Annotated in this window: 27 protein-coding genes and 2 pseudogenes; 28 read left to right on the plus strand and 1 reads right to left on the minus strand. The window is 46.6% G+C overall.

Going from position 1 to position 26,694, the window contains the following annotated elements:
• Positions 1–29: 29 nt before the first annotated feature.
• The 7 genes and pseudogenes from tgt to PG915_RS03775 form a co-directional block, all read left to right on the plus strand.
• Positions 30–1,175: a tRNA guanosine(34) transglycosylase Tgt gene (gene tgt / locus PG915_RS03745; RefSeq protein ID WP_353497924.1), complete on the plus strand. Its 1,146-nt coding sequence runs from the start codon at positions 30–32 to the stop codon at positions 1,173–1,175.
• Positions 1,176–1,344: 169 nt separating this feature from the next.
• Positions 1,345–1,674: a preprotein translocase subunit YajC gene (gene yajC, locus PG915_RS03750; RefSeq protein WP_353497925.1), complete on the plus strand. Its 330-nt coding sequence runs from the start codon at positions 1,345–1,347 to the stop codon at positions 1,672–1,674.
• Positions 1,675–1,694: 20 nt separating this feature from the next.
• Positions 1,695–3,551: a protein translocase subunit SecD gene (secD, locus tag PG915_RS03755; RefSeq protein ID WP_353497926.1), complete on the plus strand. Its 1,857-nt coding sequence runs from the start codon at positions 1,695–1,697 to the stop codon at positions 3,549–3,551.
• Between the two features lie 9 nt (positions 3,552–3,560).
• Positions 3,561–4,508, plus strand: a complete 948-nt coding sequence (secF, locus tag PG915_RS03760) for a protein translocase subunit SecF (RefSeq protein ID WP_353497927.1) — start codon at positions 3,561–3,563, stop codon at positions 4,506–4,508.
• 193 nt (positions 4,509–4,701) lie between these two features.
• A complete protein-coding gene (locus PG915_RS03765) occupies positions 4,702–5,094 on the plus strand; it encodes a DUF6973 domain-containing protein (protein WP_353497928.1) in 393 nt (130 codons plus the stop codon).
• Positions 5,091–5,432, plus strand: coding sequence for a hypothetical protein (locus PG915_RS03770; protein ID WP_353497929.1), 342 nt, complete (start codon positions 5,091–5,093; stop codon positions 5,430–5,432). The genes PG915_RS03765 and PG915_RS03770 overlap by 4 nt, the downstream gene beginning before the upstream one ends.
• A 37-nt stretch (positions 5,433–5,469) precedes the next feature.
• Positions 5,470–5,562, plus strand: a pseudogene (locus PG915_RS03775) (protein translocase subunit SecF); the annotation flags it as partial.
• 312 nt (positions 5,563–5,874) lie between these two features.
• Here the strand turns inward: PG915_RS03775 and suhB are convergent.
• The gene (gene suhB / locus PG915_RS03780; protein WP_353497930.1) at positions 5,875–6,678 is read right to left on the minus strand and encodes an inositol-1-monophosphatase; all 804 of its coding nucleotides are present in this window, start codon (positions 6,676–6,678) and stop codon (positions 5,875–5,877) included.
• A 177-nt stretch (positions 6,679–6,855) separates the two neighbouring features.
• Between suhB and trmJ the strand changes: the two genes are divergently transcribed.
• The 21 genes and pseudogenes from trmJ (at position 6,856) to PG915_RS03885 (ending at position 26,691) form a co-directional block, all read left to right on the plus strand.
• Complete coding sequence (gene trmJ, locus PG915_RS03785; protein WP_353498660.1) at positions 6,856–7,587, plus strand: tRNA (cytosine(32)/uridine(32)-2'-O)-methyltransferase TrmJ; 732 nt, start codon at positions 6,856–6,858, stop codon at positions 7,585–7,587.
• A 111-nt stretch (positions 7,588–7,698) separates the two neighbouring features.
• Positions 7,699–8,205: a Fe-S cluster assembly transcriptional regulator IscR gene (iscR, locus tag PG915_RS03790; RefSeq protein WP_042476234.1), complete on the plus strand. Its 507-nt coding sequence runs from the start codon at positions 7,699–7,701 to the stop codon at positions 8,203–8,205.
• Between the two features lie 28 nt (positions 8,206–8,233).
• The gene (locus PG915_RS03795) at positions 8,234–9,448 is read left to right on the plus strand and encodes an IscS subfamily cysteine desulfurase (RefSeq protein ID WP_353497931.1); all 1,215 of its coding nucleotides are present in this window, start codon (positions 8,234–8,236) and stop codon (positions 9,446–9,448) included.
• Positions 9,449–9,481: 33 nt separating this feature from the next.
• The gene (gene iscU, locus PG915_RS03800) at positions 9,482–9,862 is read left to right on the plus strand and encodes a Fe-S cluster assembly scaffold IscU (RefSeq protein WP_042476238.1); all 381 of its coding nucleotides are present in this window, start codon (positions 9,482–9,484) and stop codon (positions 9,860–9,862) included.
• Positions 9,863–9,935: 73 nt separating this feature from the next.
• On the plus strand, positions 9,936–10,259 hold the full coding sequence (gene iscA / locus PG915_RS03805; protein ID WP_042476242.1) for an iron-sulfur cluster assembly protein IscA: 324 nt from the start codon (positions 9,936–9,938) through the stop codon (positions 10,257–10,259).
• A 56-nt stretch (positions 10,260–10,315) separates the two neighbouring features.
• Positions 10,316–10,831: a co-chaperone HscB gene (gene hscB, locus PG915_RS03810; RefSeq protein WP_353497932.1), complete on the plus strand. Its 516-nt coding sequence runs from the start codon at positions 10,316–10,318 to the stop codon at positions 10,829–10,831.
• 23 nt (positions 10,832–10,854) lie between these two features.
• Complete coding sequence (gene hscA, locus PG915_RS03815) at positions 10,855–12,705, plus strand: Fe-S protein assembly chaperone HscA (protein ID WP_353497933.1); 1,851 nt, start codon at positions 10,855–10,857, stop codon at positions 12,703–12,705.
• 18 nt (positions 12,706–12,723) lie between these two features.
• Complete coding sequence (gene fdx / locus PG915_RS03820; RefSeq protein WP_006072576.1) at positions 12,724–13,062, plus strand: ISC system 2Fe-2S type ferredoxin; 339 nt, start codon at positions 12,724–12,726, stop codon at positions 13,060–13,062.
• A 15-nt stretch (positions 13,063–13,077) separates the two neighbouring features.
• Positions 13,078–13,278, plus strand: a complete 201-nt coding sequence (iscX, locus tag PG915_RS03825; RefSeq protein WP_042476251.1) for a Fe-S cluster assembly protein IscX — start codon at positions 13,078–13,080, stop codon at positions 13,276–13,278.
• A 202-nt stretch (positions 13,279–13,480) separates the two neighbouring features.
• Complete coding sequence (pepB, locus tag PG915_RS03830; RefSeq protein WP_353497934.1) at positions 13,481–14,776, plus strand: aminopeptidase PepB; 1,296 nt, start codon at positions 13,481–13,483, stop codon at positions 14,774–14,776.
• A gap of 52 nt (positions 14,777–14,828) precedes the next feature.
• Positions 14,829–15,254 carry a nucleoside-diphosphate kinase gene (gene ndk, locus PG915_RS03835; protein ID WP_042476257.1) on the plus strand — a complete coding sequence of 142 codons (426 nt, stop codon included), beginning with the start codon at positions 14,829–14,831 and terminating at the stop codon, positions 15,252–15,254.
• A 189-nt stretch (positions 15,255–15,443) separates the two neighbouring features.
• Positions 15,444–16,571: a bifunctional tRNA (adenosine(37)-C2)-methyltransferase TrmG/ribosomal RNA large subunit methyltransferase RlmN gene (locus PG915_RS03840; RefSeq protein WP_353497935.1), complete on the plus strand. Its 1,128-nt coding sequence runs from the start codon at positions 15,444–15,446 to the stop codon at positions 16,569–16,571.
• Between the two features lie 514 nt (positions 16,572–17,085).
• Positions 17,086–18,026: pseudogene (gene rodZ / locus PG915_RS03845) on the plus strand (cytoskeleton protein RodZ).
• 8 nt (positions 18,027–18,034) lie between these two features.
• Complete coding sequence (gene ispG / locus PG915_RS03850) at positions 18,035–19,159, plus strand: flavodoxin-dependent (E)-4-hydroxy-3-methylbut-2-enyl-diphosphate synthase (RefSeq protein WP_353497936.1); 1,125 nt, start codon at positions 18,035–18,037, stop codon at positions 19,157–19,159.
• 26 nt (positions 19,160–19,185) lie between these two features.
• Positions 19,186–20,454 carry a histidine--tRNA ligase gene (gene hisS, locus PG915_RS03855; RefSeq protein ID WP_353497937.1) on the plus strand — a complete coding sequence of 423 codons (1,269 nt, stop codon included), beginning with the start codon at positions 19,186–19,188 and terminating at the stop codon, positions 20,452–20,454.
• 79 nt (positions 20,455–20,533) lie between these two features.
• Entirely contained in the window at positions 20,534–21,148 is a 615-nt protein-coding gene (locus PG915_RS03860; protein WP_353497938.1) for a YfgM family protein, read from the plus strand.
• 12 nt (positions 21,149–21,160) lie between these two features.
• Positions 21,161–22,318, plus strand: coding sequence for an outer membrane protein assembly factor BamB (gene bamB, locus PG915_RS03865; protein WP_353497939.1), 1,158 nt, complete (start codon positions 21,161–21,163; stop codon positions 22,316–22,318).
• 175 nt (positions 22,319–22,493) lie between these two features.
• On the plus strand, positions 22,494–23,978 hold the full coding sequence (der, locus tag PG915_RS03870) for a ribosome biogenesis GTPase Der (protein WP_353497940.1): 1,485 nt from the start codon (positions 22,494–22,496) through the stop codon (positions 23,976–23,978).
• Between the two features lie 77 nt (positions 23,979–24,055).
• A complete protein-coding gene (locus PG915_RS03875; RefSeq protein WP_353497941.1) occupies positions 24,056–24,922 on the plus strand; it encodes an alanyl-tRNA editing protein in 867 nt (288 codons plus the stop codon).
• Positions 24,923–25,329: 407 nt separating this feature from the next.
• Positions 25,330–26,328 carry a sensor domain-containing diguanylate cyclase gene (locus PG915_RS03880; protein ID WP_353498661.1) on the plus strand — a complete coding sequence of 333 codons (999 nt, stop codon included), beginning with the start codon at positions 25,330–25,332 and terminating at the stop codon, positions 26,326–26,328.
• A 132-nt stretch (positions 26,329–26,460) separates the two neighbouring features.
• The gene (locus PG915_RS03885; RefSeq protein WP_353497942.1) at positions 26,461–26,691 is read left to right on the plus strand and encodes a zinc ribbon domain-containing protein; all 231 of its coding nucleotides are present in this window, start codon (positions 26,461–26,463) and stop codon (positions 26,689–26,691) included.
• The last annotated feature ends 3 nt before the right edge of the window (positions 26,692–26,694 follow it).

Genomic DNA, 26,694 nt, shown 5'->3' on the forward strand with positions numbered 1-26,694 from the left:
GACTGTGTCTCTGGCAATTTGGAGGCTTCGTGAAATTACAATACGAACTTAAGAAAAAAGATGGCCATGCGCGTCGTGGTCAGTTGACGTTTGAACGCGGTACAGTACAAACTCCGGCATTTATGCCAGTAGGTACATACGGTACCGTTAAAGGTATGACACCTGAAGAAGTACGCGGCACAGGTGCCGAAATTCTTCTTGGTAATACTTTCCACCTATGGCTTCGCCCAGGTCAAGAGATCATGAAGATGCACGGTGACTTGCACGACTTTATGAACTGGCATGGTCCTATCCTAACTGACTCTGGTGGCTTCCAGGTATTCAGTCTTGGTGATATCCGTAAAATCACAGAAGAGGGTGTGCATTTCCGTAACCCTGTAAACGGTGACCGTATTTTCATGGATGCAGAAAAATCTATGGAAATCCAAAAAGATCTTGGCTCTGATGTGGTGATGATCTTTGACGAGTGTACGCCATACCCAGCGACTCACGCAGAAGCGAAGAAGTCGATGGAAATGTCACTACGTTGGGCGCAGCGCTCTCGTGATCACTTCGACAAGTTAGACAACGAAAACTCGCTGTTCGGTATCGTTCAGGGTAGCGTATACGAAGACTTGCGTGATGTGTCGGTGAAAGGTCTGACTGACATCGGTTTCGATGGTTACGCGGTTGGTGGTCTTGCTGTTGGTGAACCAAAAGAAGAGATGCACCGCGTTCTTGAATTCACAACCCCTAAGCTTCCTGAAGATAAGCCTCGTTACCTAATGGGGGTAGGTAAACCTGAAGACTTAGTTGAAGGTGTTCGTCGTGGTATCGACATGTTTGACTGTGTGATGCCAACGCGTAACGCACGTAACGGTCACTTGTTCGTGACTGGCGGTGTGATTAAGATTCGTAACGCGACAAACAAAACTGACACAGGTCCTCTAGACGAGAACTGTGATTGCTACACTTGTAAAAATTACTCAAAAGCGTATCTACATCACCTAGATCGCTGTAACGAAATCTTGGGTGCACGTCTAAACACCATTCACAATCTGCGTCACTATCAAATGCTGATGGAAAGCATCCGTAAGGCAATTGATGAAGACCGTTTTGAGCAGTTTGTGGAAGAGTTTTACGCACGTCGCAACCGCGAAGTGCCACCACTAGATATGAAGGTCGACGCTCAATAGTTGGCTAAATAGTCGGCTATCCCTGCAATAGGTAACAAATCCTAGCTCTAGGTCACACTTTTTGTGCCTCTAAGCGAATAAGAAACATTGAGTTACCGTTTGCTTCTTGAAAAGATAGGGGGATAGCCCAATTTTGGATATGTATTTACATTAAAGAGGATGTTCTCCGATGAGTTTGATCTCTGCAGCTCACGCAGCTGAAGCAGCACCACAAGGTGGCGGTTTCGAAATGCTAATCATGCTAGGCATGTTCGCGGTAATTTTTTACTTCATGATTTACCGCCCACAAGCGAAGCGTGCAAAAGAGCACAAAAACCTAATGGCTTCTATGGGTAAGGGCGACGAAGTCCTAACTAACGGCGGTCTAATTGGTAAAATCACTAAAATCGCTGAAGACAACGACTACATTGCTATCGCATTAAACGACAACAATGAAGTAGTTATCAAGAAAGACTTCATTACTGCAGTGCTACCAAAAGGTACGCTGAAGTCTCTATAAAACAGCTATAGGATCTCGCTGTGCTAAATCGTTACCCTTTGTGGAAGTACCTGATGGTGATATTCGCCATTGCGGCAGCGGCGTTATACGCACTTCCCAATCTATACGGTGAAGATCCGGCTATTCAAATTACAGGGGCGCGTGGCGCCTCTGTTGATATGTCGACGCTGGATACTGTCACTAAAGCTCTTGAAGAAGAGCAACTATCTCGTAAGTCCATTGCTCTAGAAAATGGCTCCATTCTTGTTCGTTTCAATGATACTGATACTCAGATCAGTGCTCGCGACATTATCAGTGAAGCATTAGGCAAAGACTCTATTGTTGCACTTAACCTTGCTCCTGCTACTCCAAACTGGCTAGAGTCGATTGGCGCTGCGCCAATGAAACTCGGTCTTGACCTTCGTGGTGGTGTTCACTTCTTGATGGAAGTGGATATGGACGCTGCGATGGAAAAGTTGGTTGGTCAGCAAGAAGAGGGCTTCCGTAGTGATCTTCGTGAAGAGCGTATTCGTTATCGCTCTATCAGACCTGCAGGCAAAGATGGCGTAGAAGTATTACTTCGTGATGCTGAGCAACTTGCAGAGGCGAAGACAGTACTGGAAGCAAAATACCCAGATATGGACTTCTTCGATTCTGACTCAAACGGCCGCTTTGCTTTGGTCGCTCGATTCAAAGAAACTCGCCTTCAAGAAATCCGTAATTACGCTGTAGAGCAGAACATCACTATCCTACGCAATCGTGTAAACGAACTGGGTGTGGCAGAGCCATTGGTTCAGCGTCAGGGTGCGAGCCGCATCGTGGTTGAGCTACCAGGTGTTCAAGACACTGCGCGCGCGAAAGAAATTTTGGGTGCAACAGCAACACTAGAGTTCCGTGAAGTAGACAGTTCGGCTGACTTGGCTGCCGCAGCAAGTGGTCGTGCGCCAGCGGGTAGCGAGATTAAGCTTGATCGTGACGGTCGTCCGGTTGTGCTTAAGAAGCGCGTTATCCTAGGTGGTGCCAGCATTACTGATGCAAGCTCTAGCGCAGACGAATATGGTCGCCCACAAGTTAACATCTCGCTAGACAGCGAAGGTGGTAACAAGATGGCAGCGTTCTCACGTCAGAACATCGGTAAGCTAATGGCAACGGTTTTCGCTGAATATAAAGACAGCGGCAAGCGTACGCCAGAAGGCAAAGTTATCCTTGATAAGCATGAAGAAGTGATCAACCAAGCGACAATTCAGTCTGCACTTGGTCGTAACTTCCGTATCACAGGTATCGATTCTGCTGCTGAAGCCCACAACTTAGCGCTACTGCTTCGTGCAGGTGCTCTGATTGCGCCGATTTCTATTGTTGAAGAACGTACTATCGGTCCATCAATGGGTCAGCAAAACATCGATATGGGTATCAAAGCGTGTATCACAGGTATGATTGCCGTGATGCTATTTACGCTGGTTTACTATCGTCGATTTGGTCTGTTTGCCAACATGGCGTTGATGGCGAACATTGTTCTTATCGTTGGTGTTATGTCGATGATTCCAGGTGCGACGATGACGCTGCCAGGTATCGCTGGTATCGTACTGACGGTTGGTATGGCGGTGGATGCGAACGTTCTGATCTTTGAACGGATACGTGAAGAACTGAAAGATGGGCGTAACCCTCAGCAGGCGATTCACCAAGGCTATGCTAACGCTTTCAGCACCATCGCCGATGCGAACATCACCACCTTGATTACAGCGATTATTCTATTTGCTGTGGGTACAGGTGCGATCAAAGGCTTCGCGGTAACACTATCTATCGGTATTATTACTTCTATGTTTACAGCCATCATCGGTACACGTTGTCTCGTGAACCTGGTTTATGGCGGTAAGCGTATCAACAAATTGTCGATCTAAGGGTTAGTTATGTTTCAGATAATGAAAGCAGACAAAACGATCGACTTTATGCGTTGGTCAAAAGTTGCGTTCGTTCTATCCATTGTGATGATCGGTGCAGCTATTTTTACACTGTCGACGAAGTGGCTTAACTGGGGTCTAGACTTTACTGGCGGTACACTTATTGAGGTAGGCTTTGAACAGCCAGCAAACCTTGAGGAAGTCCGTTCAGCACTAGATGCGAAAGGCTTTGGCGATGCCACGGTACAGAATTTCGGTTCTGCTCGCGATGTTATGGTTCGTCTGCGTCCTCGTGATGACATGCAGGCAGAGGCGCTGGGCAACCAGATCCTAGATGCCATTCGCGTCGGCACGGGTGAAGACGTTGAAATGCGTCGTATCGAGTTCGTAGGTCCAAACGTCGGTGATGAGCTTACAGAAGCGGGTGGTCTTGCGATCCTTGTATCGCTTATCTGTATCTTGATATACGTCTCAGTGCGATTTGAATGGCGTTTGGCAGCGGGTGCGGTGCTCGCGCTTGCACACGACGTTATCATCACGCTGGGCATCTTCTCGCTTATGCAGATTGAAGTTGATTTGACGATTGTCGCAGCACTTCTAACGGTTGTCGGTTACTCACTCAACGATACCATCGTTGTATTTGACCGTATCCGTGAGAACTTCCGCAAGATGCGTAAGGGTGAGTCAGCTGACATCATGAACAGCTCCATCACGCAAACGCTAAGCCGTACCTTGATTACGTCTGGTACTACCTTGTTCGTAGTTATTGCACTGTTTACTCAAGGTGGTGCGATGATCCACGGCTTTGCGACTGCATTGCTACTGGGTATCACGGTCGGTACTTACTCTTCTATCTACGTAGCATCTGCGCTAGCTCTGAAACTGGGTATCCAGAGAGAGCACCTAATGCCGCCACAGATTGAAAAAGAAGGCGCTGAGTTTGATGAGATGCCATAAGGCAAATTGTCGGATTTGATGAAACGGCTCTGCATTTGCAGGGCCGTTTTTGTAACGAGGGTTTTTACTCAATTACAAAGCCATTCGATGTCTTTCCAATAACGAACGTTTAAAAGAGATTTTTCAACCTAACTTTATTACAAGAGTATTGTATTAGCTTCTCTATTTTGGACTGGAAGAAGGAGGTTATGTAATGCTACAACAGTACGAAAGACTCACAGAAGACGAGAAACTTTACCTGAAAAATCATCCTCATCATGTAGTTGCTATAGCTAGATCTAAAGATATTGCTTATGAGGAAACTAAAGTTCGATTTGGTTGTAACAGGTGCAATGACAAAAGCGATGCTTTTAGACATTGTTTTTGGTCAGCGATTTTGGCGAGAGATATTGGTTATAAGAATGCTTTAGAGTTTACATCAGCACATGAAAGCTCTGAGGACAACGACGCTTCAGAGAAGAATATGGATCTTCATAATAATCTTGTAGGGCTGAGGATTGGTTTATCAAGAGCAGGTGATGAAAAGTTGTCGCACTACTGTCGCACGGCTCTTTTGGTTGGGCGATTGAAGGTGCTTAGAGAATGAAAAAACTAACATTACTCATAGTCACGTTATTGATATCAGCCTGTAGTGAGGAAGTTACTTTTACTAACTCTGAACGCTCATTTGATAGCAATATTTGGAAAAGTTCTCCGAACCAACGCTACAGCATGCTAGAGGATTTTTACAAGCAATCTGCCATGACTCTAGATAGTAGTGAAATTATTGATAAATTGGGTCAGCCTGACGCGTACTATTTATATGATGAGTTTCCGGCATACCGCTTGAGCGAAAGCCAAGATTGTCTAGTTGCATTTGTGATTGATCGCTCGACAAAAAAGGTCTCAGAAGTGTTATTAGAGCCTGAAGGATGTATGGACTAAATTACTTTGGTTTCTGAGCTCTCCTATTTACTAAACATCTGCGCTAGCTCTGAAATAGGGCATCCAGAGAGAGCACCTAATGCCGCCACAGATTGAAAAAGAAGGCGCTGAGTTTGATGAGATGCCTTAGGGTATTTCTGTCCGAGTGCAGTGATCCCGTCATCCCACTAGCCGTGCGCCTGCGTACGCAGGGATCTACTCACAGCGATCACCAAGCCTCGAATAGATTCCTGCCTACGCAGGAATGACACACATGTAAGCGACAAGCACAAAAAAGCCACTCTTCGGAGTGGCTTTTCTTTTATCCAGGAAAAATGATTCTTAGTGAAAACACGTAACTTCCTTGGCACTAAACAAAAAAATCCCGACCATAGGTCGGGATTTCAAATTCAGCTGTGACGGGCTGTGCTTTCTTTTACGGAACTACTTAAGCTCTAAAGAATTACTTAAGGATAGCTTCGTTACCGTTTTCACGGATGTGTTTTAGCATCGCTTTCACGCCGCGAGCGCTTGAAGCAACAACGTTACCAGACTTCATGTACTCAGTACCGCCAGAGAAGTCAGTCACGATAGCGCCAGCTTCACGAGCAATCAGTTCGCCTGCCGCCATGTCCCATGGTTTTAGACCAAGCTCGAAGTAACCGTCTAGACGACCCGCTGCAACGTAACATAGGTCTAGAGCTGCAGAGCCAGCACGACGGAAGTCAGAGCACTCGTTGAACATAGAAGACATGATCTTGAAGTAGCTTTCAGAATGTTGCTTCTGCTTGAATGGGAAGCCAGTACCGATAACAGTACCTTTGATATCTTTAAGCTGAGTTACACGGATACGTGCATTGTTAAGCTGAGCGCCAGCACCACGTTGTGCAGTGAAAAGCTCGTTAACCATTGGGTCGTAAACACACGCTACTTCTGTTTTACCTTTGATGCGAACTGCAATAGATACAGCGAAAGTAGGAATGCCTCGAACGAAGTTATTAGTGCCATCCAGTGGGTCGATGATCCATTGTACGTCACTATCTTTACCTTCAATGAGTCCACCCTCTTCAGCAATGATGCTGTGGTCTGGGTATGAAGCTTGGATAGTGCTGATGATGATTGCTTCGGCGTCTTTGTCTACGTTAGTAACAAAGTCATTAGTGCCTTTCTGTACTGACTCAATCTTGTCAGTGTTTTCTAGTGATTTAGCAATATGGTTGCCCGCTTTACGCGCAGCGCGTATAGCGATGTTTAGCATTGGATGCATACGAATTTTCCCAACGGATGTTAAAGAACAAAAAGCGGCGCGAAGTATACCAAAGATTTGGCAAAAGGGAAGTGGTTATTTTTTGTGCTGTTAATTTTATGAATAGAAAGATCCTGACTACTTTAGTCAAGATTATGTTACCATTCTGCGATTGTGTAAAATGAGTGCAACGTGACAATGCTAGACAACGTAAAAATCGTCCTGGTGGGGACTTCTCATTCTGGAAATATCGGCTCGGCAGCTCGAGCGATGAAGGTAATGGGACTAAGCCAGATGGTGCTTGTGGACCCTCAATGTGAGGTAGACTCGCAGGCGGTTGCGTTGGCAGCGGGTGCGAGTGATATCGCGTTAGGTGCAAAAGTCGTTTCGACTTTAGAAGAAGCGGTGGAAGATTGCGGCCTAGTAGTTGGCTCAAGTGCACGCTCTCGTACTCTTGATTGGCCAATGATTGAACCACGTGAGTGCGGTAAAAAGTTTGCGGTCGAAGGCGAAAAGCATGCGGTGGCATTGGTATTTGGGCGCGAGCGCACCGGCTTAACCAATGACGAGCTGCAGCTGTGTCATTATCATACGTGTATTCCCGCAAACCCAGAATACAGTTCGCTCAATCTTGCTATGGCGGTGCAAACACTGAGCTATGAAGTAAGAGTTGCGCATTTAGAGCGAGAAGCTCAGCAGTACTCAGAGCCAAGTGAAGTCGATTATCCGCGTCACAAAGAACTGGAATTATTCTACCAACACCTTGAAAAAGTCATTATGGATACCCAGTTTATCTCGAAGGAGAAGCCGGGGCTTGTCATGAATAAGTTGCGAAGAATGTTTAGTCGAGCACGTCCTGAAACCACGGAAATCAATACGTTGCGCGGTATTTTAACCTCAGTTGAAAAAGCGATAGGGGTTAAAGAATAACCATTTCTTTTATTGGGTTAAATACCTGAGTATTTTAGTCAATTAAATACTTGACTAAAATACTCAGGTATGAAAATATTTATGCCACATAATCAATGTGGATAGTGTGATATGAGACTTACATCAAAAGGAAGATATGCAGTAACAGCGATGCTTGATGTCGCACTGCACTCACAGCAAAGCCCAGTACCTCTAGCTGACATCTCAGAACGTCAAGGTATCTCTTTGTCTTATCTAGAACAGCTGTTCTCCAAACTTCGCAAAGCGGGCTTGGTGGCGAGTGTTCGTGGTCCAGGTGGTGGTTACCGCTTAGGCGCAGAAGCCAACGAGATTTCAATCGGTACTGTCATCGCTGCAGTTGATGAGTCCGTTGATGCAACAAAATGCGCTGGCAAAGGAGATTGCCAGGGTGGTACACGTTGCCTCACACACACACTGTGGAGAGATTTAAGCTCTCGCATCAGTGACTTCCTAAACAACATCACTCTTGGTGAGCTGATGGTAGATAACGAAGTATTAGAAATTTCAGACCGACAAGACGTAGATCTCGCGGTAAATCATGGGTTCTCAAGAAAAAGTACAAGCACCGCACCCATCGGAATCAATGTTCGCTCGTAGTAGTGTCGCTTATACATTGGAGTAAAGAATGAAACTGCCTATTTATCTAGACTACTCTGCCACTTGCCCTGTCGATCCAAGGGTTGCAGAAAAAATGGTTCAATACATGACGATGGACGGTACCTTTGGTAACCCAGCGTCACGTTCTCACCGTTTTGGTTGGCAAGCAGAAGAAGCAGTAGATAACGCTCGTGAACAGATCGCTGATCTGTTGAACGCAGACCCTCGCGAAGTCGTATTTACGTCTGGCGCTACTGAATCTGACAACCTTGCTATCAAAGGTGCAGCGCACTTCTACAGCAAGAAAGGTAAGCACATCATCACGGTTAAGACTGAGCACAAAGCAGTTCTTGACCCATGCCGTCAGCTTGAGCGTGAAGGCTTCGAAGTGACCTACCTTGAACCTGAATCAAACGGTATTGTTGACCTAGCTAAACTAGAAGCGGCGATGCGTGAAGACACAGTGCTTGTGTCAATCATGCACGTAAACAACGAAATCGGTGTTGTACAAGACATTACAGCTATCGGCGAACTTTGCCGTAGCAAGAAAATCGTATTCCACGTAGACGCAGCGCAATCTGCAGGCAAACTGCCTATCGACGTTCAAGAAATGAAGGTTGATCTGATTTCAATGTCTGCTCATAAAGCATACGGCCCTAAAGGTATTGGTGCGCTTTACGTGCGTCGTAAGCCACGTATTCGTCTAGAAGCGCAAATGCACGGTGGCGGTCATGAGCGTGGTTTCCGCTCTGGCACATTACCTACGCACCAGATCGTGGGTATGGGAGAAGCCTTTGCTATCGCTAAGCAAGATATGCAGAAAGACTACGACCACGCAAAAGCATTGCGTGACCGTCTACTGAACGGCGTTAAAGATCTTGAAGCCGTGACAGTCAATGGTGACCTAGAGCAGCGTGTTCCACACAACCTAAACGTAAGCTTTGCGTTCGTTGAGGGTGAGTCGCTACTAATGTCGCTTAAAGACTTGGCAGTATCTTCTGGTTCTGCATGTACATCAGCAAGTCTAGAGCCTTCATATGTGCTGCGTGCACTTGGCCTTAACGATGAGCTAGCACACAGCTCGGTTCGCTTCTCATTTGGTCGTTTCACCACAGAAGAAGACATCGACTTTGCGATTGAGCAGATCAGAACAGCAGTAAACAAATTACGTGACATGTCTCCTCTATGGGATATGTATAAAGAAGGGATTGACCTAGACACGGTTGAGTGGGCACACCACTAATCTCACGGAAGTAGAGGATTCGAGGAAGTTATTATGGCGTATAGTGAAAAAGTAATTGACCACTATGAGAACCCACGCAACGTAGGTTCATTTGATAAGAATGATCCGGCTGTGGGAAGTGGTATGGTTGGCGCACCAGCTTGTGGTGACGTAATGAAACTGCAGATCAAGGTGACACCAGAAGGTATCATCGAAGATGCTAAGTTTAAGACCTACGGCTGTGGTTCAGCGATCGCGTCAAGCTCACTGGTTACTGAATGGGTTAAAGGCAAATCGATCGATGAAGCAGCAGCTATCAAAAATGCTGAAATTGCAGAAGAGCTAGAGTTGCCACCAGTGAAAGTACACTGCTCAATTCTTGCTGAAGATGCAATCAAAGCAGCGGTTGCAGACTACAAGAAAAAGCACGACTAAACTGCTTGGATAACCGAGCCCTTTAGCTTTATTAGATACAGTATCATCAAGAGAAACGAACAAAGGTTGTAGTATGGCCATCTCAATGACAGACGCAGCAGCGAGCCGAGTTAAGACATTTTTAGATAATCGCGGCAAAGGTATTGGACTACGCTTAGGTGTAAAGACCACGGGTTGCTCTGGTATGGCTTACGTTCTTGAGTTCGTTGATGATCTGGATGAAGGTGATTCAGTGTTTGAGCACTCAGGTGTGAAAGTGATCATCGATGCTAAGAGCTTGGTTTATCTAGATGGCACAGAGCTCGATTATGTAAAAGAAGGCTTGAACGAAGGTTTTGAGTTCAACAACCCAAATGCGAAAGGCGAGTGTGGTTGTGGTGAAAGCTTTAATGTTTAACCTTTGACGAGCTTGGCTGTTGTATCGGTCAAGCTCATTAGTTGCGAGTCAATGCTATGAACCATTTCGAATTATTTGGGCTACCTGTTCAGTTTCAGTTGGACGGTAGCCTTCTTTCTTCTCAGTTCCGAGAACTGCAAAAACGCTTTCACCCAGACAACTTCGCCACTGCCTCTGAGCGCGACCGCTTACTTGCAGTGCAGAAGGCTGCGCAGATTAATGATGCCTATGAAGTGCTGAAAAAGCCTATCTCTCGCGCCGAATATCTGTTGGCGGAGAACGGTGTCGATATTCGCGCTGAGCAGCAGACATTGCAAGATCCATTGTTCTTAATGGAGCAGATGGAACTTCGAGAAGAATTGGAAGATCTCGCGTCTTCAAGTGACCCTGAATCAGAACTTTTTGACTTTGAAGCTAAGGTCAGCAAAATGTTCAAGGTACAGTTATCAGAATTAGAAGGTCAGCTTTCGCAAGCTGAATGGCCTGTCGCTGCTGATAGCGTTAGAAAACTAAAATTTATCGCCAAGTTGCAAAGAGAAATAGAACAGCTAGAAGATAAGCTGCTTGGTTAATGGAAGCTCCCAAGGATATTTGAATGGCATTACTTCAAATCGCAGAGCCGGGTCAAAGCTCCGCGCCACACGAACATAAACTGGCAGCGGGCATCGACCTAGGTACGACCAACTCCCTTGTCGCGACAGTAAGAAGTGGTGAAGCCGCGACATTACCAGATGCCAACGGCAATAAGATCCTCCCATCAGCGGTTCGCTATGCGGATGACAGTATCACTGTCGGTATTGAAGCTCGTGATAACGCAGCACTTGATCCTGTTAACACCATCATTTCTGTGAAGCGTCTACTCGGCCGTTCACTTGCAGACGTGCAGGCTCGTTACCCGTCAATGCCATATTTACTGACAGAAAGTGATAATGGTTTGCCCGTTCTGCAAACCGCAGGCGGCGCAAAGAACCCGATTCAAGTCTCTTCTGACATTCTTAAAACACTTGGCAAGCGCGCAGAAGACTCTCTTGGTGGCGAGTTGGCTGGCGTGGTGATTACGGTTCCGGCGTATTTCGATGATGCTCAGCGTCAAGGCACCAAAGATGCTGCAAACCTAGCGGGTATGCATGTATTGCGTCTTCTTAATGAACCGACTGCTGCAGCTATTGCTTATGGGCTAGACAGTGGCCAAGAAGGCGTGATTGCAGTGTATGACCTAGGTGGTGGTACCTTCGATATCTCTATCCTGCGTTTATCGCGCGGTGTATTTGAAGTACTGGCGACTGGCGGTGATTCCGCACTGGGCGGCGATGACTTTGACCACCTCGTTGCCGACCACTTGCAGCAGCAAGCTGGCAAGTCTGAGCTTAATGCTCATGAGCAACGTGAACTACTGGACGCAGCTACACAGGCCAAAATCGATCTGAGCCAAAATGACGTTGCGACGGTAAACGTTCTCGGCTGGCAGGGTGAACTGACGAAGGCTCAGTTTGAAGACCTAATTCGTCCGCTTGTGAAAAAGACCCTGCTTTCATGTCGCCGTGCATTGAAAGATGCTGAAGTTGATGCAGAAGATGTTCTAGAAGTTGTCATGGTTGGCGGTTCAACTCGTACACCATTGGTTCGTGAAATGGTTGGTGACTTCTTTGGTAAAACGCCACTGACCAACATCAACCCAGATGAAGTTGTCGCAATTGGTGCGGCGATTCAAGCGGACATTCTTGCAGGTAACAAGCCCGACTCTGAGATGCTGCTGTTGGACGTTCTTCCACTGTCATTGGGTATTGAAACCATGGGTGGTTTGGTCGAGAAGATCGTTCCACGCAACACTACGATTCCCGTGGCACGTGCCCAAGAATTTACCACATTCAAAGACGGTCAAACGGCGATGTCTGTGCACATAGTGCAAGGTGAGCGTGAAATGGTGGACGATTGCCGTTCATTGGCTCGTTTCTCACTCAAAGGTATTCCTCCTATGGCAGCAGGTGCCGCACACATTCGAGTGACGTACCAAGTTGATGCGGACGGTCTACTGTCTGTAACAGCGATGGAGAAGAGCACGGGTGTTCAGTCGGAAATCCAGGTGAAACCATCTTACGGTCTCAGCGATGATGAAGTGACCAACATGCTCAAAGACTCGATGACTTATGCCAAAGATGACATGTTAGCGCGTGCATTGGCCGAGCAGCGTGTTGAAGCTGATCGAGTGATTGAAGGTCTTATCGCTGCGATGCAAGCGGACGGTGATACACTTCTAAACGAAGAAGAAAAACAGGCATTGGTTACAGCGATTGAAGCTCTGATTGAACTTCGCAATGGCGATGACGCCGATGCTATTGAACAAGGTATTAAAGACACTGATAAAGCGAGCCAAGAGTTTGCGTCACGTCGAATGGACAAATCCATCCGTGAAGCATTGGCGGGTCAATCAGTTGATAACATTTAGATCGAGGACTAAGTAGTCATGCCAAAAATTGTTGTTCTGCCCCATGAAGATCTCTGCCCAGAAGGCGCAGTGTTAGAGGCAAATGAAGGCGAAACTGTATTAGACGTAGCGCTAAAGAACGGTATTGGAATTGAGCACGCTTGTGAAAAGTCGTGTGCATGTACCACTTGTCACGTCATCATCCGTGAAGGGTTTGATTCACTAGAAGAGAGTGAAGAGCTTGAAGACGATATGCTTGATAAAGCATGGGGTTTAGAGCCTGAGTCGCGTCTAGGTTGCCAAGCGGTCGTTGCGGATGAAGATCTTGTGGTAGAGATTCCAAAGTACACCCTAAACCACGCATCTGAAGATCACTAATTAACTGGAGGATTCATGAGCTTAAAATGGACTGACTCTCGTGATATCGCTATCGAGCTGTGCGATCAATTCCCAGAAACCGACCCAAAAACGGTTCGTTTCACAGATTTGCATAAATGGATTACGGACTTGGAAGACTTTGATGACGATCCTAATCGCTCAAATGAAAAAATCCTCGAAGCTGTGATTTTATGCTGGATGGATGAGTACGATTAAACAGACTCACTAGTTAGTTTTACAAAAACGGGCCTTTGGCCCGTTTTTTTGTCGCACCATGTTACATTGTTATTAATTCCCATGGTGCAGTCATTGGTATTGTCTCTACATAGTGATAACATCATTTGATACACAGAATGCGACACAGCAGCTGAACTCAATCGGCAAGCTGCAATAATTAGATTTAAGACAAGGAGAGACCATGTCTAGCACAATGTCGGTATTTATTAGCCAAGAAGCGGCAGCGCCACAATGGGGCGAAAAGGCTATCATTTCATTCTCGGAGCAAGGTGCGACAATCCACATCGGTGAAGGTCACGATCTTGGCGCGATCCAACGCGCGGCTCGCAAGTTAGATTCACAAGGCATTTCAAACGCCACACTTGCAGGCGAAGGTTGGGATTTAGAGTCTTCTTGGGCGTTTTATCAAGGTTACCGTAATTCTAAGAAAAGCACTCAAGTTGAGCTTGCTGAACTAAACGAGCAAGATAAGAAAGAGCTAGACGCGCGCATCAAGGCGTCTGATTGGACGCGTGACATCATTAATAAAAGCGCAGAAGAAGTCGCACCGCGTCAACTGGCAACAATGGCGGCAGAATTCATTAAGTCAGCAGATCCAAAGCATGTGACTTACCGCATCGTTAAAGACAAAGATCTACTAACTGAGGGTTGGGAAGGCATTTTTGCTGTTGGTCGTGGCTCTGAGCGCACCTCTGCGATGCTACAACTGGATTACAACCCGACTGGTGATGAAAACGCGCCAGTATTTGCTTGTTTAGTGGGTAAGGGTATTACCTTTGATTCAGGTGGCTACAGTCTAAAACCGTCGAACTTTATGACGGCAATGAAAGCAGATATGGGCGGTGCGGGAACCATTACTGGTGGTCTAGGTCTTGCAATCATGCGTGGCCTAAACAAGCGTGTAAAACTGATCCTCTGCTGTGCTGAAAACATGGTATCGGGTCGCGCGCTCAAGTTAGGTGACGTAATTACCTATAAAAATGGTAAGACGGTAGAAATCATGAATACCGACGCAGAAGGCCGTTTGGTATTGGCTGATGGTCTTATCTACGCTAGCGAACAAAACCCAGAGCTTATTATCGACTGTGCGACACTTACAGGCGCAGCTAAAAACGCACTTGGCAATGATTATCACGCCATCATGTCATTTGATGACGAGCTAACGCATCAAGCGCTAACGAATGCGAACCAAGAGAAGGAAGGCTTATGGCCTCTACCATTGGCAGACTTCCATCGCGGCATGCTGCCATCGAACTTTGCTGATTTGTCGAACATCAGCAGTGGTGACTACTCTCCGGGCGCAAGCACGGCAGCGGCATTCCTGTCTTACTTTGTGGAAGACTATAAGAAAGGTTGGTTGCACTTCGATTGTGCTGGTACTTACCGTAAGTCGGGAACTGACAAATGGTCTGCTGGTGCAACCGGCATGGGTGTGCGCACACTCGCTCGTTTGCTAACCGAGCAGGCTAACAAGTAATTCAAGAAAATTATTACTAATAAAAGAACAACACGAAAGAAAAGGAACACCAATGGCCCTAGAAAGAACATTCTCTATCGTTAAACCGGATGCAGTTAAGCGTAATTTGATTGGTGAGATCTATCACCGTATTGAAAAAGCAGGTCTGTCTATCATCGCAGCTAAGATGGTTCATCTTACCGACGAGCAAGCAAAAGGCTTTTACGCTGAGCATGAAGGTAAACCGTTTTTCGATGATCTTCGTGCATTTATGACCTCTGGCCCAATCATGGTTCAAGTACTTGAAGGTGAAGATGCGATTTGTCGTTACCGTGAGCTGATGGGCAAAACTAACCCAGAAGAAGCTGCTTGTGGCACTATCCGTGCAGACTACGCGCTGAGCATGCGTCATAACTCAGTACATGGTTCAGATAGCCCAGAATCAGCAGCACGTGAGATTGAGTTTTTCTTTCCACAGTCAGAAATTTGTCCTCGTTAATTGAGTGCAGTTATGAGTAAAAAGGAGGCGTTGCCTCCTTTTTTATTACCTGATGCTTTTGTTGTGCAAAAAATGTTCACTTGGAAATGAACACCTTAATATTTTAGGGTTTTGTAACGCTTGTTGTAGGGGGCTAAAGCCTGTACAATTCGCGCCCTTAATACCATTTACCGTCATCGAAGAGGCACCATGACCACACAAAAAGTCAATCTACTCGATTTTGATCGCAAGGGCATGCGTCAGTTTTTCCAAGAGGAACTGGGCGAAAAAGCCTTCCGTGCTGATCAGATAATGAAGTGGATCTATCATTTTGGTGTCGACGACTTCGAGAAGATGACCAACATCAATAAGAAGCTGCGTGAGAAGCTGATTCGTTTGGCGGAAATCAAAGCGCCAACCGTATCTGAAGCTCAGCACTCTTCTGATGGCACCATTAAATGGGCAATGCGTGTTGGCGATCAAGACGTAGAAACCGTTTATATTCCTGATGATGATCGCGCGACGTTGTGTGTTTCTTCGCAGGTGGGTTGTGCGTTGGAATGTAAGTTCTGCTCAACGGCTCAGCAAGGCTTTAACCGCAACCTAAAAGTATCGGAAATCATTGGTCAGGTGTGGCGCGCTGCGCGCGAAGTCGGTCTTGAAAAAGAGACGGGTCGTCGCCCAATCACCAACGTGGTAATGATGGGTATGGGTGAGCCGCTGCTTAACATGAAAAACCTAATGCCAGCACTTGAACTGATGCTTGATGATCTGGGTTTTGGTCTGTCTAAGCGTCGTGTAACGGTATCAACCTCAGGTGTTGTCTCTGGTCTGGATCAGATGACGGGTCAAATTGACGTTGCGCTAGCGATCTCTCTGCACGCGCCAAACGACAAGCTTCGTAGCGAAATCATGCCAATTAACGATCGCTGGGATATCCAAGACTTTCTGGCATCTGTTCGTCGCTACATTGCGTCTTCCAACGCGAACCGTGGCAAGGTAACGGTTGAGTATGTGTTGCTTGACCATGTGAATGACGATATGGATCACGCACGCGAACTAGCGGAGCTTCTTAAAGATACGCCGGCGAAGATCAATCTGATCCCGTTCAACCCGTACCCAGGCTCTCCATATAAAAAGCCGAGCAACTCGCGTATCGACCGCTTTATGAAAACTCTAATGCAGTATGATTATACTGTGACGGTTCGTAAGACTCGTGGTGATGATATCGATGCCGCTTGTGGTCAGCTTGTCGGTGATGTGATTGACCGTACCAAACGTACGCAGCAAATTGCGGCTCAAAAAGGCCAGCAAGCAATACCGGTTAAAGCCGTATAATTCGCGTACTCAGATTGTGTTATTCAAAGCCAAGTTTCGACTTGGCTTTGTTGTATCCAGAGGTGAGTAAAAATAGCCGCTTCAATTCATCTCACAAACTCTGATCTTTGCCACATTTTCTAGATAAATAATTGAACAGTAACGGAACAAATATTGTTTTCGTTAATCAAATACTACGAAATGTAGCCAGAAAAATATGAGTCGTGTTAATTTTTAATCAAAATTGTCACTATTTGCGCTGTTTTTACTCTGGACATTTTAACTCGCGTGGAGAATCGACTATGATGAGCAGTTCCAATCGAGATGATGCTGGCTAACTCAATCAGTCAGACAGAAATCATAATAAAATCGAGCGCTTTACAAACAGAGAAGTGCCGCAGTTGGCCATTTGGGACTATGCTGTATTGAACAGCTAGTGCGAGCGATTTACCAAACTAAGATCACGAACACCAATTAAAAATAACGAACGAAGCGTGTTGTGTCGAAGTGACAACCAATAAGAAGTACAACATCAATGAGTACTGAGCAAAATAACGCCACAGAACAGTCACCGCAAGCCGAGCAAGTGATACTTGCCGGTACCATTCTAAAGCAAAAGCGTGAGGCATTGGGTCTTACGCAGAAACAAATCGCCGATCGCTTGCGTTTGCGTGTCGCGATCATTCAGAAAATAGAATCGAACGAGTTCGATGGTGAACAAGTTGCAACGTTTACGCGTGGCTACTTACGATCTTACGCAAAAGCCGTAGGTATTGACGAACAAGAGGTGCTCGGCACCATCGAAAATCACAGTGCAGCCCAGCACTCCGAACAGCCCATGCAGAGTTTTTCGAAAAAACCAATAAAGAAAGACACGATAGCCGCATCATGAAGCTCACTTGGGGTATTGGTGTGGTCATTATCGGTATTTCTTCGGTTTGGTGGCTGCAAAACCAACAAAAAGATACCTTGTCTGAAATCGCGGACACTACAAGCAATGATCCTGCATTTGAAGTGGAAGCCCCAGCAACTGAAAAAATCGCCACACTTGAGGCAGAGCTTGTTGCCAATGAGCCAGAAGTGAAGACGCTCGATGTGTCAGCGATCGTTGCCACACCTGAAGAGCCACAAATTGAAGCACCTGAAGCTAGCCAAACTGAAGCGCCTGCTGAAGTAGAAGTTGCTGAGGTAGTGGAGCAAGCTGAACCTGCTGTAGCGGAGCCAAAGCCTGCTAATGGGCTGACAAATCTGACGATGTCGTTCTCTGGTGATTGCTGGATCCAAGTGAAAGACGCTGATGGCAAAACGGTATCGACCGGCATTAAAAAAGCGGGAGACAACCTAAGTCTGGAGGGCAAAGCGCCTTTCAAAGTTATTTTAGGTGCGCCTGAGAAGGTTTCTATGACATTAGCGAGTGAACCTGTCGACCTTTCTGGGTATACTTCAGGCAAAGTAGCTCGATTCACCTTACCTTAGAAAACACTATGCATCACGAATCACCAATTAAACGTCGTCCCTCTACGCGTATTTATGTGGGCGATGTACCTATCGGCGATGGCGCACCTATCGCCGTTCAGTCAATGACGAACACGCGCACGACCGATGTAGCCGCGACGGTTGCTCAAATCAAAGCTTTGGAAAACGTAGGCGCTGACATCGTTCGTGTCTCTGTTCCTACCATGGATGCGGCGGAAGCCTTCCGTGAGATCAAAAAGCAGGTTTCTATTCCGCTGGTCGCTGATATTCACTTCGACTACCGTATCGCGCTGAAAGTCGCTGAATACGGCGTTGACTGTTTGCGTATCAACCCAGGCAACATTGGTAATGAAGAGCGTATTCGTTCGGTTGTTGACTGTGCTCGCGATAAGAACATTCCAATTCGTATTGGTGTCAATGGTGGCTCTCTGGAAAAAGAGATCCAGATGAAATATGGCGAACCTACGCCAGAGGCTTTAGTTGAATCTGCAATGCGTCACGTCGACATTCTTGATCGTCTTAACTTTGACCAGTTCAAAGTGAGCGTGAAGGCGTCAGACGTATTCCTGGCGGTGGACTCTTACCGCCTACTGGCTAAGAAAATCGACCAACCGCTTCACCTAGGTATTACGGAAGCGGGTGGTGCTCGTGCGGGCTCGGTGAAATCATCGGTTGGCCTTGGCATGCTGTTAGCAGAAGGTATCGGTGACACGCTGCGTATTTCTCTGGCTGCGAACCCAGTAGAAGAAATTAAAGTGGGTTTCGATATTTTGAAATCACTGCGTATCCGTTCTCGCGGCATCAACTTTATTGCTTGCCCAAGCTGTTCACGCCAAGAGTTCGACGTGATTAGCACCGTCAACGCACTAGAAGAGCGATTGGAAGATGTGATCACACCAATGGACGTATCGATCATTGGCTGTGTGGTTAATGGTCCAGGTGAAGCCGAAGTGTCTCATCTTGGCCTAGCCGGCAGTAACAAAAAGAGTGCTTTTTATGAAGACGGTAAACGTCAGAAAGAGCGCTTTGATAACGATGACCTCGTTAATCAGCTCGAAGCAAGAATTCGAGCTAAAGCATCGATGCTAGATTCCGCAAATCGCATCGAAGTAAATGAAGTAGAAGACAAATAATCTCAACGAAATTACGGTATTAAACTGTGGCAAAAACTATTCAAGCAATCCGAGGCATGAACGACTGCCTCCCAACACAATCTCCACTTTGGCAAAAAGTTGAGAATACAGTGAAGCATGTGGTCAGCGCATATGGCTACAACGAAGTACGTATGCCAATCGTTGAGATGACCCATCTATTCAGCCGCGCTATCGGTGAAGTGACCGACGTGGTAGAGAAAGAGATGTACACCTTTGAAGACCGCAACGGCGATAGCCTAACACTGCGCCCAGAAGGTACAGCTGGCTGTGTTCGTGCAGGTATTGAAAACGGTCTGCTTTACAACCAAGAGCAGCGCTTGTGGTACATGGGCCCAATGTTTCGTCACGAGCGTCCGCAAAAAGGTCGCTACCGTCAGTTCCACCAATGTGGTGTGGAAGTATTTGGTCTAAACGGCCCTGACGTTGACGCTGAACTTATCATGATGACAGCACGTCTTTGGCGTGAGCTGGGTATCGACAAGCATGTTCGTCTAGAGCTGAACTCTATTGGTTCTCTAGAAGCGCGTGCTAACTACCGTACGGCACTGATTGCTCACCTAGAGCAGCACGTTGATGTGTTGGATGAAGACAGCAAACGTCGCATGCATACTAACCCGCTACGCGTATTGGATAGCAAGAACCCAGACGTTCAAGCGATCTTGGTGGACGCGCCTGAGCTTTCTGACTATCTAGATGAAGAGTCGAAAGCACATTTTGCAGGTCTGTGTGAACTTCTTGACGCGGCAGGTATCGAATATACGGTTAACCAACGTTTGGTTCGTGGCCTGGATTACTACAACCGTACTGTTTTTGAGTGGATCACTGAAAGCCTAGGAGCACAAGGTACAGTTTGTGGCGGTGGCCGCTACGACGGCCTTGTTGAACAGCTTGGCGGCAAAGCAACACCAGCAGTTGGTTTCGCTATGGGTCTTGAGCGTCTTGTACTGATGATGGAAACGCTTGAACTGACCGACGTTCGTCGTAGTGTTGATGCTTATGTCGTTACGGCCGGCGAAGGGACTATGATGGCAGGTATGAAGCTTGCCGAAAGTCTTCGTGAAGCAATCCCTGGTATTCGAGTGATGAACCACTTTGGTGGTGGTAACTTCAAGAAACAATTCAAACGCGCGGACAAAGTAGGCGCGGTTTATGCACTTGTGCTTGGTGAGACTGAAGTGGCTGAGAATACGGTCGTCGTCAAAGATTTGCAGGGTGGAGAGCAAGAAACTGTTGCTCAAACCGAGTTAGCCGCTAAATTAGCAGATATTATTTAAGTTTAAACCCAAGACAATAGGCAGCGAGGTTTCAGCTGCCTATTCGTTTAGGTAACGATTTCTTTTAAGAGGACAGGAAGTGGAACTCTACGATTCTGAAGAACAACAAGTTGAAGCGATCAAAGACTGGTGGAAAGAGAACGGCAAAGCCGTTGTGCTTGGCGTTGTTGTTGGTCTAGGTGGTTTATTTGGCTGGCGTTATTATCAAGATTCCGTTGTCCAAGCTCAGGAAGCAGCATCAGAACAGTACAGCAAAGCGGTTGAGTCAATTGTAGCGAAAGGCGCAGATTCAAGTGCAGATGTACAAGCGTTTATCGATACCAGCAAAGACAGCGAATACGCGGTTTTAGCGGCCATGCAATTGGCAAAAGCACAAGTAGAAGCGGGCAACTTTGAAGATGCTTTGACGCAGCTTCAGTGGGCTCAAAGCACTACGAAAGATGCGGCGATTACTCCTTTAGTGACTTACCGTATTGCACGTCTAATGATTGAGTCAGGCGACAATGCGGGTGCTCGCGCTGAACTTGATAAAATCACTGATGCAGCCTGGGCTGGTCGCGTGGCAGAACTTCGTGGTGACATTGCGATTCGCGAAGGCGACCGTGATGCGGCGTATACCGCTTACACCGAAGCGCAGCAAGCACAAGATGCTAGCCAAGCGCTACAGCTAAAATTGGATGATCTTGCCAAGTAAGGGCTATAGCCGATGAATAGACTCGTTAAAAAGGTATTACTTTCTATCTCGGTATTAGGTGTACTTGCAGGGTGTTCGAGTGAAGAAGACACCATCATTATGGCACCGCTACCGACAGTGCAAAGTGAGTTTACTCCTAGCTCGGAGTGGTCTTCGAGTATTGGCGATGGCGTTGGAAGTTTCTTCTCAAAACTGTCTCCTGTCTACGCGTATGACAAGTTGTTTGTTGCCAGCCGTGAAGGTGAAGTGAAAGCTATGGATCCGGAAACGGGCAAAACCCTTTGGCAGGTGGATATCACCGGCGAGGTGACGGCTCGACTTTCAGGTGGCATCGCTGCAGCCTATCAAAAGCTTTACATTGGCAGTGAAAATGGCGAAGTGATTGCCCTTGACGTCAACACGGGTGAAGAGCTTTGGCGAGCAGAAGTGAACGGTGAAGTTCTGGCGATGCCTGTAGCGGATTCCAGCCTTGTTATGGTACACACCAGTCAAGGCGTATTGACGGCACTAGAACAAACAAGTGGTGAAGAGCGCTGGGCAATCAGTACCGATGTGCCGAACTTAACACTGCGAGGTGATAGCGCACCAGTGACGGTTTCTGGTGGTGTGTTCTGGGGTACCGCGAATGGTCGATTGGCGGCAGCCATCATTGATCGTGGTCAGCTGATTTGGCAGCAGCCTGTGGGTACGCCAAAAGGTGCGACCGAGATTGACCGCTTGGTGGATGTTGATTCGTCACCAATTATCTTGGGTGGCACGCTGTACACTGTGGGCTTCAATGGTCAGTTAATTTCGATTGATTTGCGTTCGGGTAATCCAATTTGGAAGCGTAACTACTCTTCTGCCACAGACATGGCAACAGACAACCGCAGCCTGTTTTTGATCTCAGAAACGGATCACGTTATTGCCGTTGATGCGCGTAGTGGTACAGAGCTTTGGGAGAACAGCCAGCTTGAGAACCGTCAGTTGACAGCTCCTGTGATTGTCGATGGTTACATTGTGGTGGGTGACAGTCTTGGTTATCTGCATTGGCTAGATCGTCAAACTGGCGAGTTTGTAGCACAGCAAATGACGAATGACAGCGGCATGGCGGTGGGCCCAACATTGGTACCTGGCGGCTACGTGATCATCAATCGCGACGGTGAAATAAAGAAACTCACCATTAACTAGAAAGCGTGATATAATTCACAAACGGCTCCTGGCTGATTTTCAGTTAGGAGCCGTTTTATTGCTGCGAAGCAAAAGGATCTTTTCGAGCTCGGACAGATAGAATGCGTTGTGGTTATAGGAAAACGAAATCATTTTTACCTATAACTACAATAAGAAATTAAGTGTAGAGGTTAATATGTTACCTGTTGTTGCCCTAGTTGGACGCCCAAATGTGGGTAAGTCGACACTGTTTAATAGACTGACGCGTACGCGTGATGCTTTGGTAGCGGACTTTCCGGGACTAACGCGCGACCGTAAATATGGTCAAGCTCAACTGGGTGAGAATGAGTTCATTGTTATCGATACTGGTGGTATTGACGGCACTGAAGAAGGTGTAGAAACCAAAATGGCGGAACAATCGTTAGCTGCGATTGAAGAAGCTGACGTAGTACTATTCCTTGTGGATGGTCGTGCGGGTTTGACCGTTGCGGATGAAGCGATTGCTAACCACCTACGTAAAATTGAAAAGCCAGCTTTTCTTGTTGTTAACAAGGTAGATGGTATTGATGCTGATGCTGCAAGCGCTGAGTTTTGGCAGCTAGGTGTTGAAAACATGTATCACATTGCTGCGGCTCATGGCCGTGGTGTTACCGCTCTGCTTGACCGCGCCTTGGATCCTTTCTTTGAGCACCTATCAGAAGCTGAAGGTGAAATCGAAGATCTGACCATGTTCGAAGATGAAGAAGAGAAACTCGACTATACCGAAGAAGAAGCGGAAGCTGAGTATAAGCGTCTTCAAGATCAGCCAATCAAACTGGCTATCATTGGTCGTCCAAACGTCGGCAAATCAACTCTGACTAACCGTATTCTTGGTGAAGAGCGTGTCGTGGTTTATGACATGCCAGGTACGACGCGTGATTCCATCTATATCCCGATGGAGCGCGATGGTCGTGAATATGTTCTGATTGATACCGCAGGCGTACGTCGTCGTAAACGTATCAATGAAACGGTTGAGAAGTTCTCGGTGGTTCAAACGCTAAAAGCGATTGAAGATGCCAACGTGGTGTTGGTGGTTATCGATGCTCGCGAGAATATCTCAGATCAAGATCTTAGCTTGCTTGGTTTTGCCCTTAACGCAGGTCGCTCAATTGTTCTAGCAGTGAACAAGTGGGATGGTTTGGATACAGACGTGAAAGAGCAGGTGAAAAAAGAGCTAGACCGTCGTCTAGGCTTTGTGGACTTTGCACGTATTCACTTTATCTCTGCGCTTCATGGTACAGGTGTTGGTCACTTATTCGAGTCTGTTCAAGAAGCGTACAAGTCGGCTACGACACGAGTAGGTACATCAGTGCTGACTCGTATCATGAAGATGGCAACAGAAGATCACCAACCGCCTATGGTTCGTGGTCGCCGCGTGAAGCTCAAATATGCGCACGCTGGTGGTTATAACCCACCAATCGTTGTTGTTCACGGTAACCTAGTGAACGAGCTGCCAGATTCGTACAAGCGCTACCTAATGAACTACTACCGTCGTTCACTGGAAATCATGGGTACGCCAATTCGAATTAACTTCCAGAGCAGTGACAACCCGTTCGAAGGTAAAACGAGCAAGATGACACTTTCTCAGGAGCGCAAGCGTAAGCGCCTGATGACTATGATGAAAGGTCGTCCTAAAAAATAAAGCATTAGCGTAATAACGCCCTCTGAATTAAGAGGGCGTTTTTTTGTGTTCAATAAAAGTCATGTTGTAAGGAAAGGTTGATGATCACAGCCACTAAGGTGCACTTTTGCCATCAAGTTTGGACGCTGGAAAGTCAGATCCAATTTCTCTCTCAAACCGAACAATATTGTGACGTCGTCGTCGCAGAGACGCCTTTTCATCCTGTTAGCCATATCTGGCCGGATCATCCAGCAGATAAAGGCATATTGTCGGCAATTGGTGTTGATTATGAGGTTATCGATTGTCTAGTTGGTGCAGTTGAAGTGGCCACTGGCGTTCTTTACGTTGCAGAGTCGATTCCGGTTAAGCGTGATACTGAAGGTTGGGTATTTGTCGTCGTTCATCGTATTGCAAAGGATGCCAAGCTGACCGCGAAGCAAAGCGTGACTCTACAAGTAGACAAGCAATATCAACAAAGCCTGAGCCGAGGACACAGCGCCGGTCATATTGCCTCACTCGCCCTGAACAAAGTATTGGCGTTAGCCTATTGGCGAAAAGATGCCGATCGAAAGGACGGCTTAGGACACTATGATTTTAATAGTTATGCTCAAGAGCAGAGCTTTGTATCGCCAAATCGCTGTTTTGACAACTATCGACTGGGTAAAACGCTGCGAAAGCGTGGCTTGAATACCGCACAAGTGTTGGAAGAGATCGCGGATATTGAAACTAAGGTTAATCAGCAGCTGCAAGATTGGCTAAGCGTACCAAGTGATGTAAAGATGAGGCTTGAGGGGCCATATTTGACCAGTTCTCGTTACTGGCATTGTCATTTGGGCGGTGTAGACGTTGTCATGCCTTGCGGTGGAACCCACATTTCGTCGACAAAAGCGTTTTCAAGAGTCAACGTCGTGCTTCGTGCTATCGATGGGAGTTATATCGAAATGCACACCGATGTAATTCAATAATGGCAAATGCGATCTTTTTATGAAATTCTTGTTTGGTCGGTTTTTTGTTTTTATTGTGGAATTTTATGCCGCCCAAAATCGAAATGCAGGATATGTAACTTATGCTTTCGGTGTGTGGTTATATAAATGTTCTTTTTTAAGCAGATCGCTGATCAAGCTGGCTTTTGAAGATGATCATATAAAGATCGTTTTCACGGGATCACCTTGTTCGGTGTATGTAAGGCTTTAAAGGTTAAATTACGTTCAAATATTCTTTTGGTCAATAGTTCATCTATCTGTCCCCTGTGTTAGTATGTGCTCGAAGCGCATAATAAACAGTCTGCTACCCGCTTTGCGAGAGTGATAAAGCAGTAAACAAAAAGACGCGAACTATGAACAAAGACTTGCTGATCGATGCCCATAAGGGCATGAATAACTTATTAAAGGATCTCGCACTGGGACTTCCCCAATCCCAGTTAGTGTCAAGGATAGTCAAGCTGACAGAACGCTTATTTCCGGACAAACGAGTATCAATTTTATCAATGGATGAAGAAACACATTGTTTGCACACTGTGGCAGCGCCCAATCTGCCTATTGTGTACACTCAGGCGATCGATGGTCTCGCCATTGGTGAACAGGTTGGATCCTGTGGCGCCGCCGCTTTTCTGAAGCGCTCAGTGATCGTTGATGATGTGACGCAACATCGTAACTGGCAGCCGTATATAGAGTTGGCGGATTCTGCCGACATTCGAGCCTGTTGGTCGGTCCCCGTCATTTCCACGCAGCAACAATGCTTAGGGACTTTTGCTCTCTATAGTAATAGCGCAGCGACACCGGAAGCCATTGAGGTTGAAATGTTAGAATCACTGGCCGCAGTGTATTCGGTGGCACTTGAGAAGTATGCACTTGAAGATAAGCTTACTTTCCAAGCTCAAATGGATCCTCTCACACACTGTTTAAATCGACGTGAGCTCCTTGAGAGAGTCGAGAAGAGTCATTGCTTTGACGGTAATATACTTGGCTGCTTTTTTGTCGACATTGATAAGTTTAAACACGTGAACGACGAATATGGTCATTACTTTGGTGACAAAGTACTTAAAGCGGTGGCGAAAGAGCTCAAGGAGATACTACCAACTCAAGCGGTACTCGGCCGTTATGGTGGTGATGAGTTTTTGGCGTTTTGTTGTTTTCCAAGCGAAGAGGAGGCTCGAGAGTTCTATGAGACTCTGAGTAGCGAATTGAATAAGCCAGTGACATTAGAGGAGACTAATATCTCTGTTAGCGTTGGATTTGCTACCAAAGAGTGTTGCTCTGATTTGCCGATGGACAAGTTGATCCGTAAAGCGGACGCTGAGATGTACAAAGTTAAACGACGCAATCGACGCACCGTGCCAATGACAACGTATTCTCAGATGCTTGCTTCTTAGCACTAGGTTCGCCTGTCTGTAGTATCTGGACGGAGCAAAGACTGAAAGGTGACTTTGATTCGCATCAATGCGGATTCTGCAATGAAAATCGTATGATACTAATATTAAATATTGCTAATATAGGTTTGAGTCATGACAAATCCACAAAATAGCTGTCCGGCTTGTCATCAAGAATTAGATTGGGATGGTCAGTACCACTGTAGTGACTGTCAACGCCACTATAAGAAGATCGGCTTTTGTCCCGATTGCGACGCGGAGTTAGAGAAGTTACAGGCGTGCGGCTCTGCAAGCTACTTTTGTAATAGCTGCAATGAGCTCAAGTCAAAGTCCCGAGTGAAATTTGCCTTTGAGACTGTTGACTAGGCA

Origin of the sequence: Vibrio sp. CB1-14, from assembly GCF_040412085.2 — a bacterium.
GTDB lineage: Bacteria > Pseudomonadota > Gammaproteobacteria > Enterobacterales > Vibrionaceae > Vibrio > Vibrio chaetopteri.

Coding starts and splice junctions, on each gene's coding strand:
- yajC (WP_353497925.1), top strand. CDS start 1,345: ATGAGTTTGATCTCTGCAGCTCACGCAGCTGAAGCAGCACCACAAGGT.
- secF (WP_353497927.1), top strand. CDS start 3,561: ATGTTTCAGATAATGAAAGCAGACAAAACGATCGACTTTATGCGTTGG.
- PG915_RS03765 (WP_353497928.1), top strand. CDS start 4,702: ATGCTACAACAGTACGAAAGACTCACAGAAGACGAGAAACTTTACCTG.
- PG915_RS03770 (WP_353497929.1), top strand. CDS start 5,091: ATGAAAAAACTAACATTACTCATAGTCACGTTATTGATATCAGCCTGT.
- suhB (WP_353497930.1), bottom strand. CDS start 6,678: ATGCATCCAATGCTAAACATCGCTATACGCGCTGCGCGTAAAGCGGGC.
- trmJ (WP_353498660.1), top strand. CDS start 6,856: ATGCTAGACAACGTAAAAATCGTCCTGGTGGGGACTTCTCATTCTGGA.
- iscR (WP_042476234.1), top strand. CDS start 7,699: ATGAGACTTACATCAAAAGGAAGATATGCAGTAACAGCGATGCTTGAT.
- PG915_RS03795 (WP_353497931.1), top strand. CDS start 8,234: ATGAAACTGCCTATTTATCTAGACTACTCTGCCACTTGCCCTGTCGAT.
- iscU (WP_042476238.1), top strand. CDS start 9,482: ATGGCGTATAGTGAAAAAGTAATTGACCACTATGAGAACCCACGCAAC.
- iscA (WP_042476242.1), top strand. CDS start 9,936: ATGGCCATCTCAATGACAGACGCAGCAGCGAGCCGAGTTAAGACATTT.
- hscB (WP_353497932.1), top strand. CDS start 10,316: ATGAACCATTTCGAATTATTTGGGCTACCTGTTCAGTTTCAGTTGGAC.
- hscA (WP_353497933.1), top strand. CDS start 10,855: ATGGCATTACTTCAAATCGCAGAGCCGGGTCAAAGCTCCGCGCCACAC.
- fdx (WP_006072576.1), top strand. CDS start 12,724: ATGCCAAAAATTGTTGTTCTGCCCCATGAAGATCTCTGCCCAGAAGGC.
- iscX (WP_042476251.1), top strand. CDS start 13,078: ATGAGCTTAAAATGGACTGACTCTCGTGATATCGCTATCGAGCTGTGC.
- pepB (WP_353497934.1), top strand. CDS start 13,481: ATGTCTAGCACAATGTCGGTATTTATTAGCCAAGAAGCGGCAGCGCCA.
- ndk (WP_042476257.1), top strand. CDS start 14,829: ATGGCCCTAGAAAGAACATTCTCTATCGTTAAACCGGATGCAGTTAAG.
- PG915_RS03840 (WP_353497935.1), top strand. CDS start 15,444: ATGACCACACAAAAAGTCAATCTACTCGATTTTGATCGCAAGGGCATG.
- ispG (WP_353497936.1), top strand. CDS start 18,035: ATGCATCACGAATCACCAATTAAACGTCGTCCCTCTACGCGTATTTAT.
- bamB (WP_353497939.1), top strand. CDS start 21,161: ATGAATAGACTCGTTAAAAAGGTATTACTTTCTATCTCGGTATTAGGT.
- der (WP_353497940.1), top strand. CDS start 22,494: ATGTTACCTGTTGTTGCCCTAGTTGGACGCCCAAATGTGGGTAAGTCG.
- PG915_RS03880 (WP_353498661.1), top strand. CDS start 25,330: ATGAATAACTTATTAAAGGATCTCGCACTGGGACTTCCCCAATCCCAG.
- PG915_RS03885 (WP_353497942.1), top strand. CDS start 26,461: ATGACAAATCCACAAAATAGCTGTCCGGCTTGTCATCAAGAATTAGAT.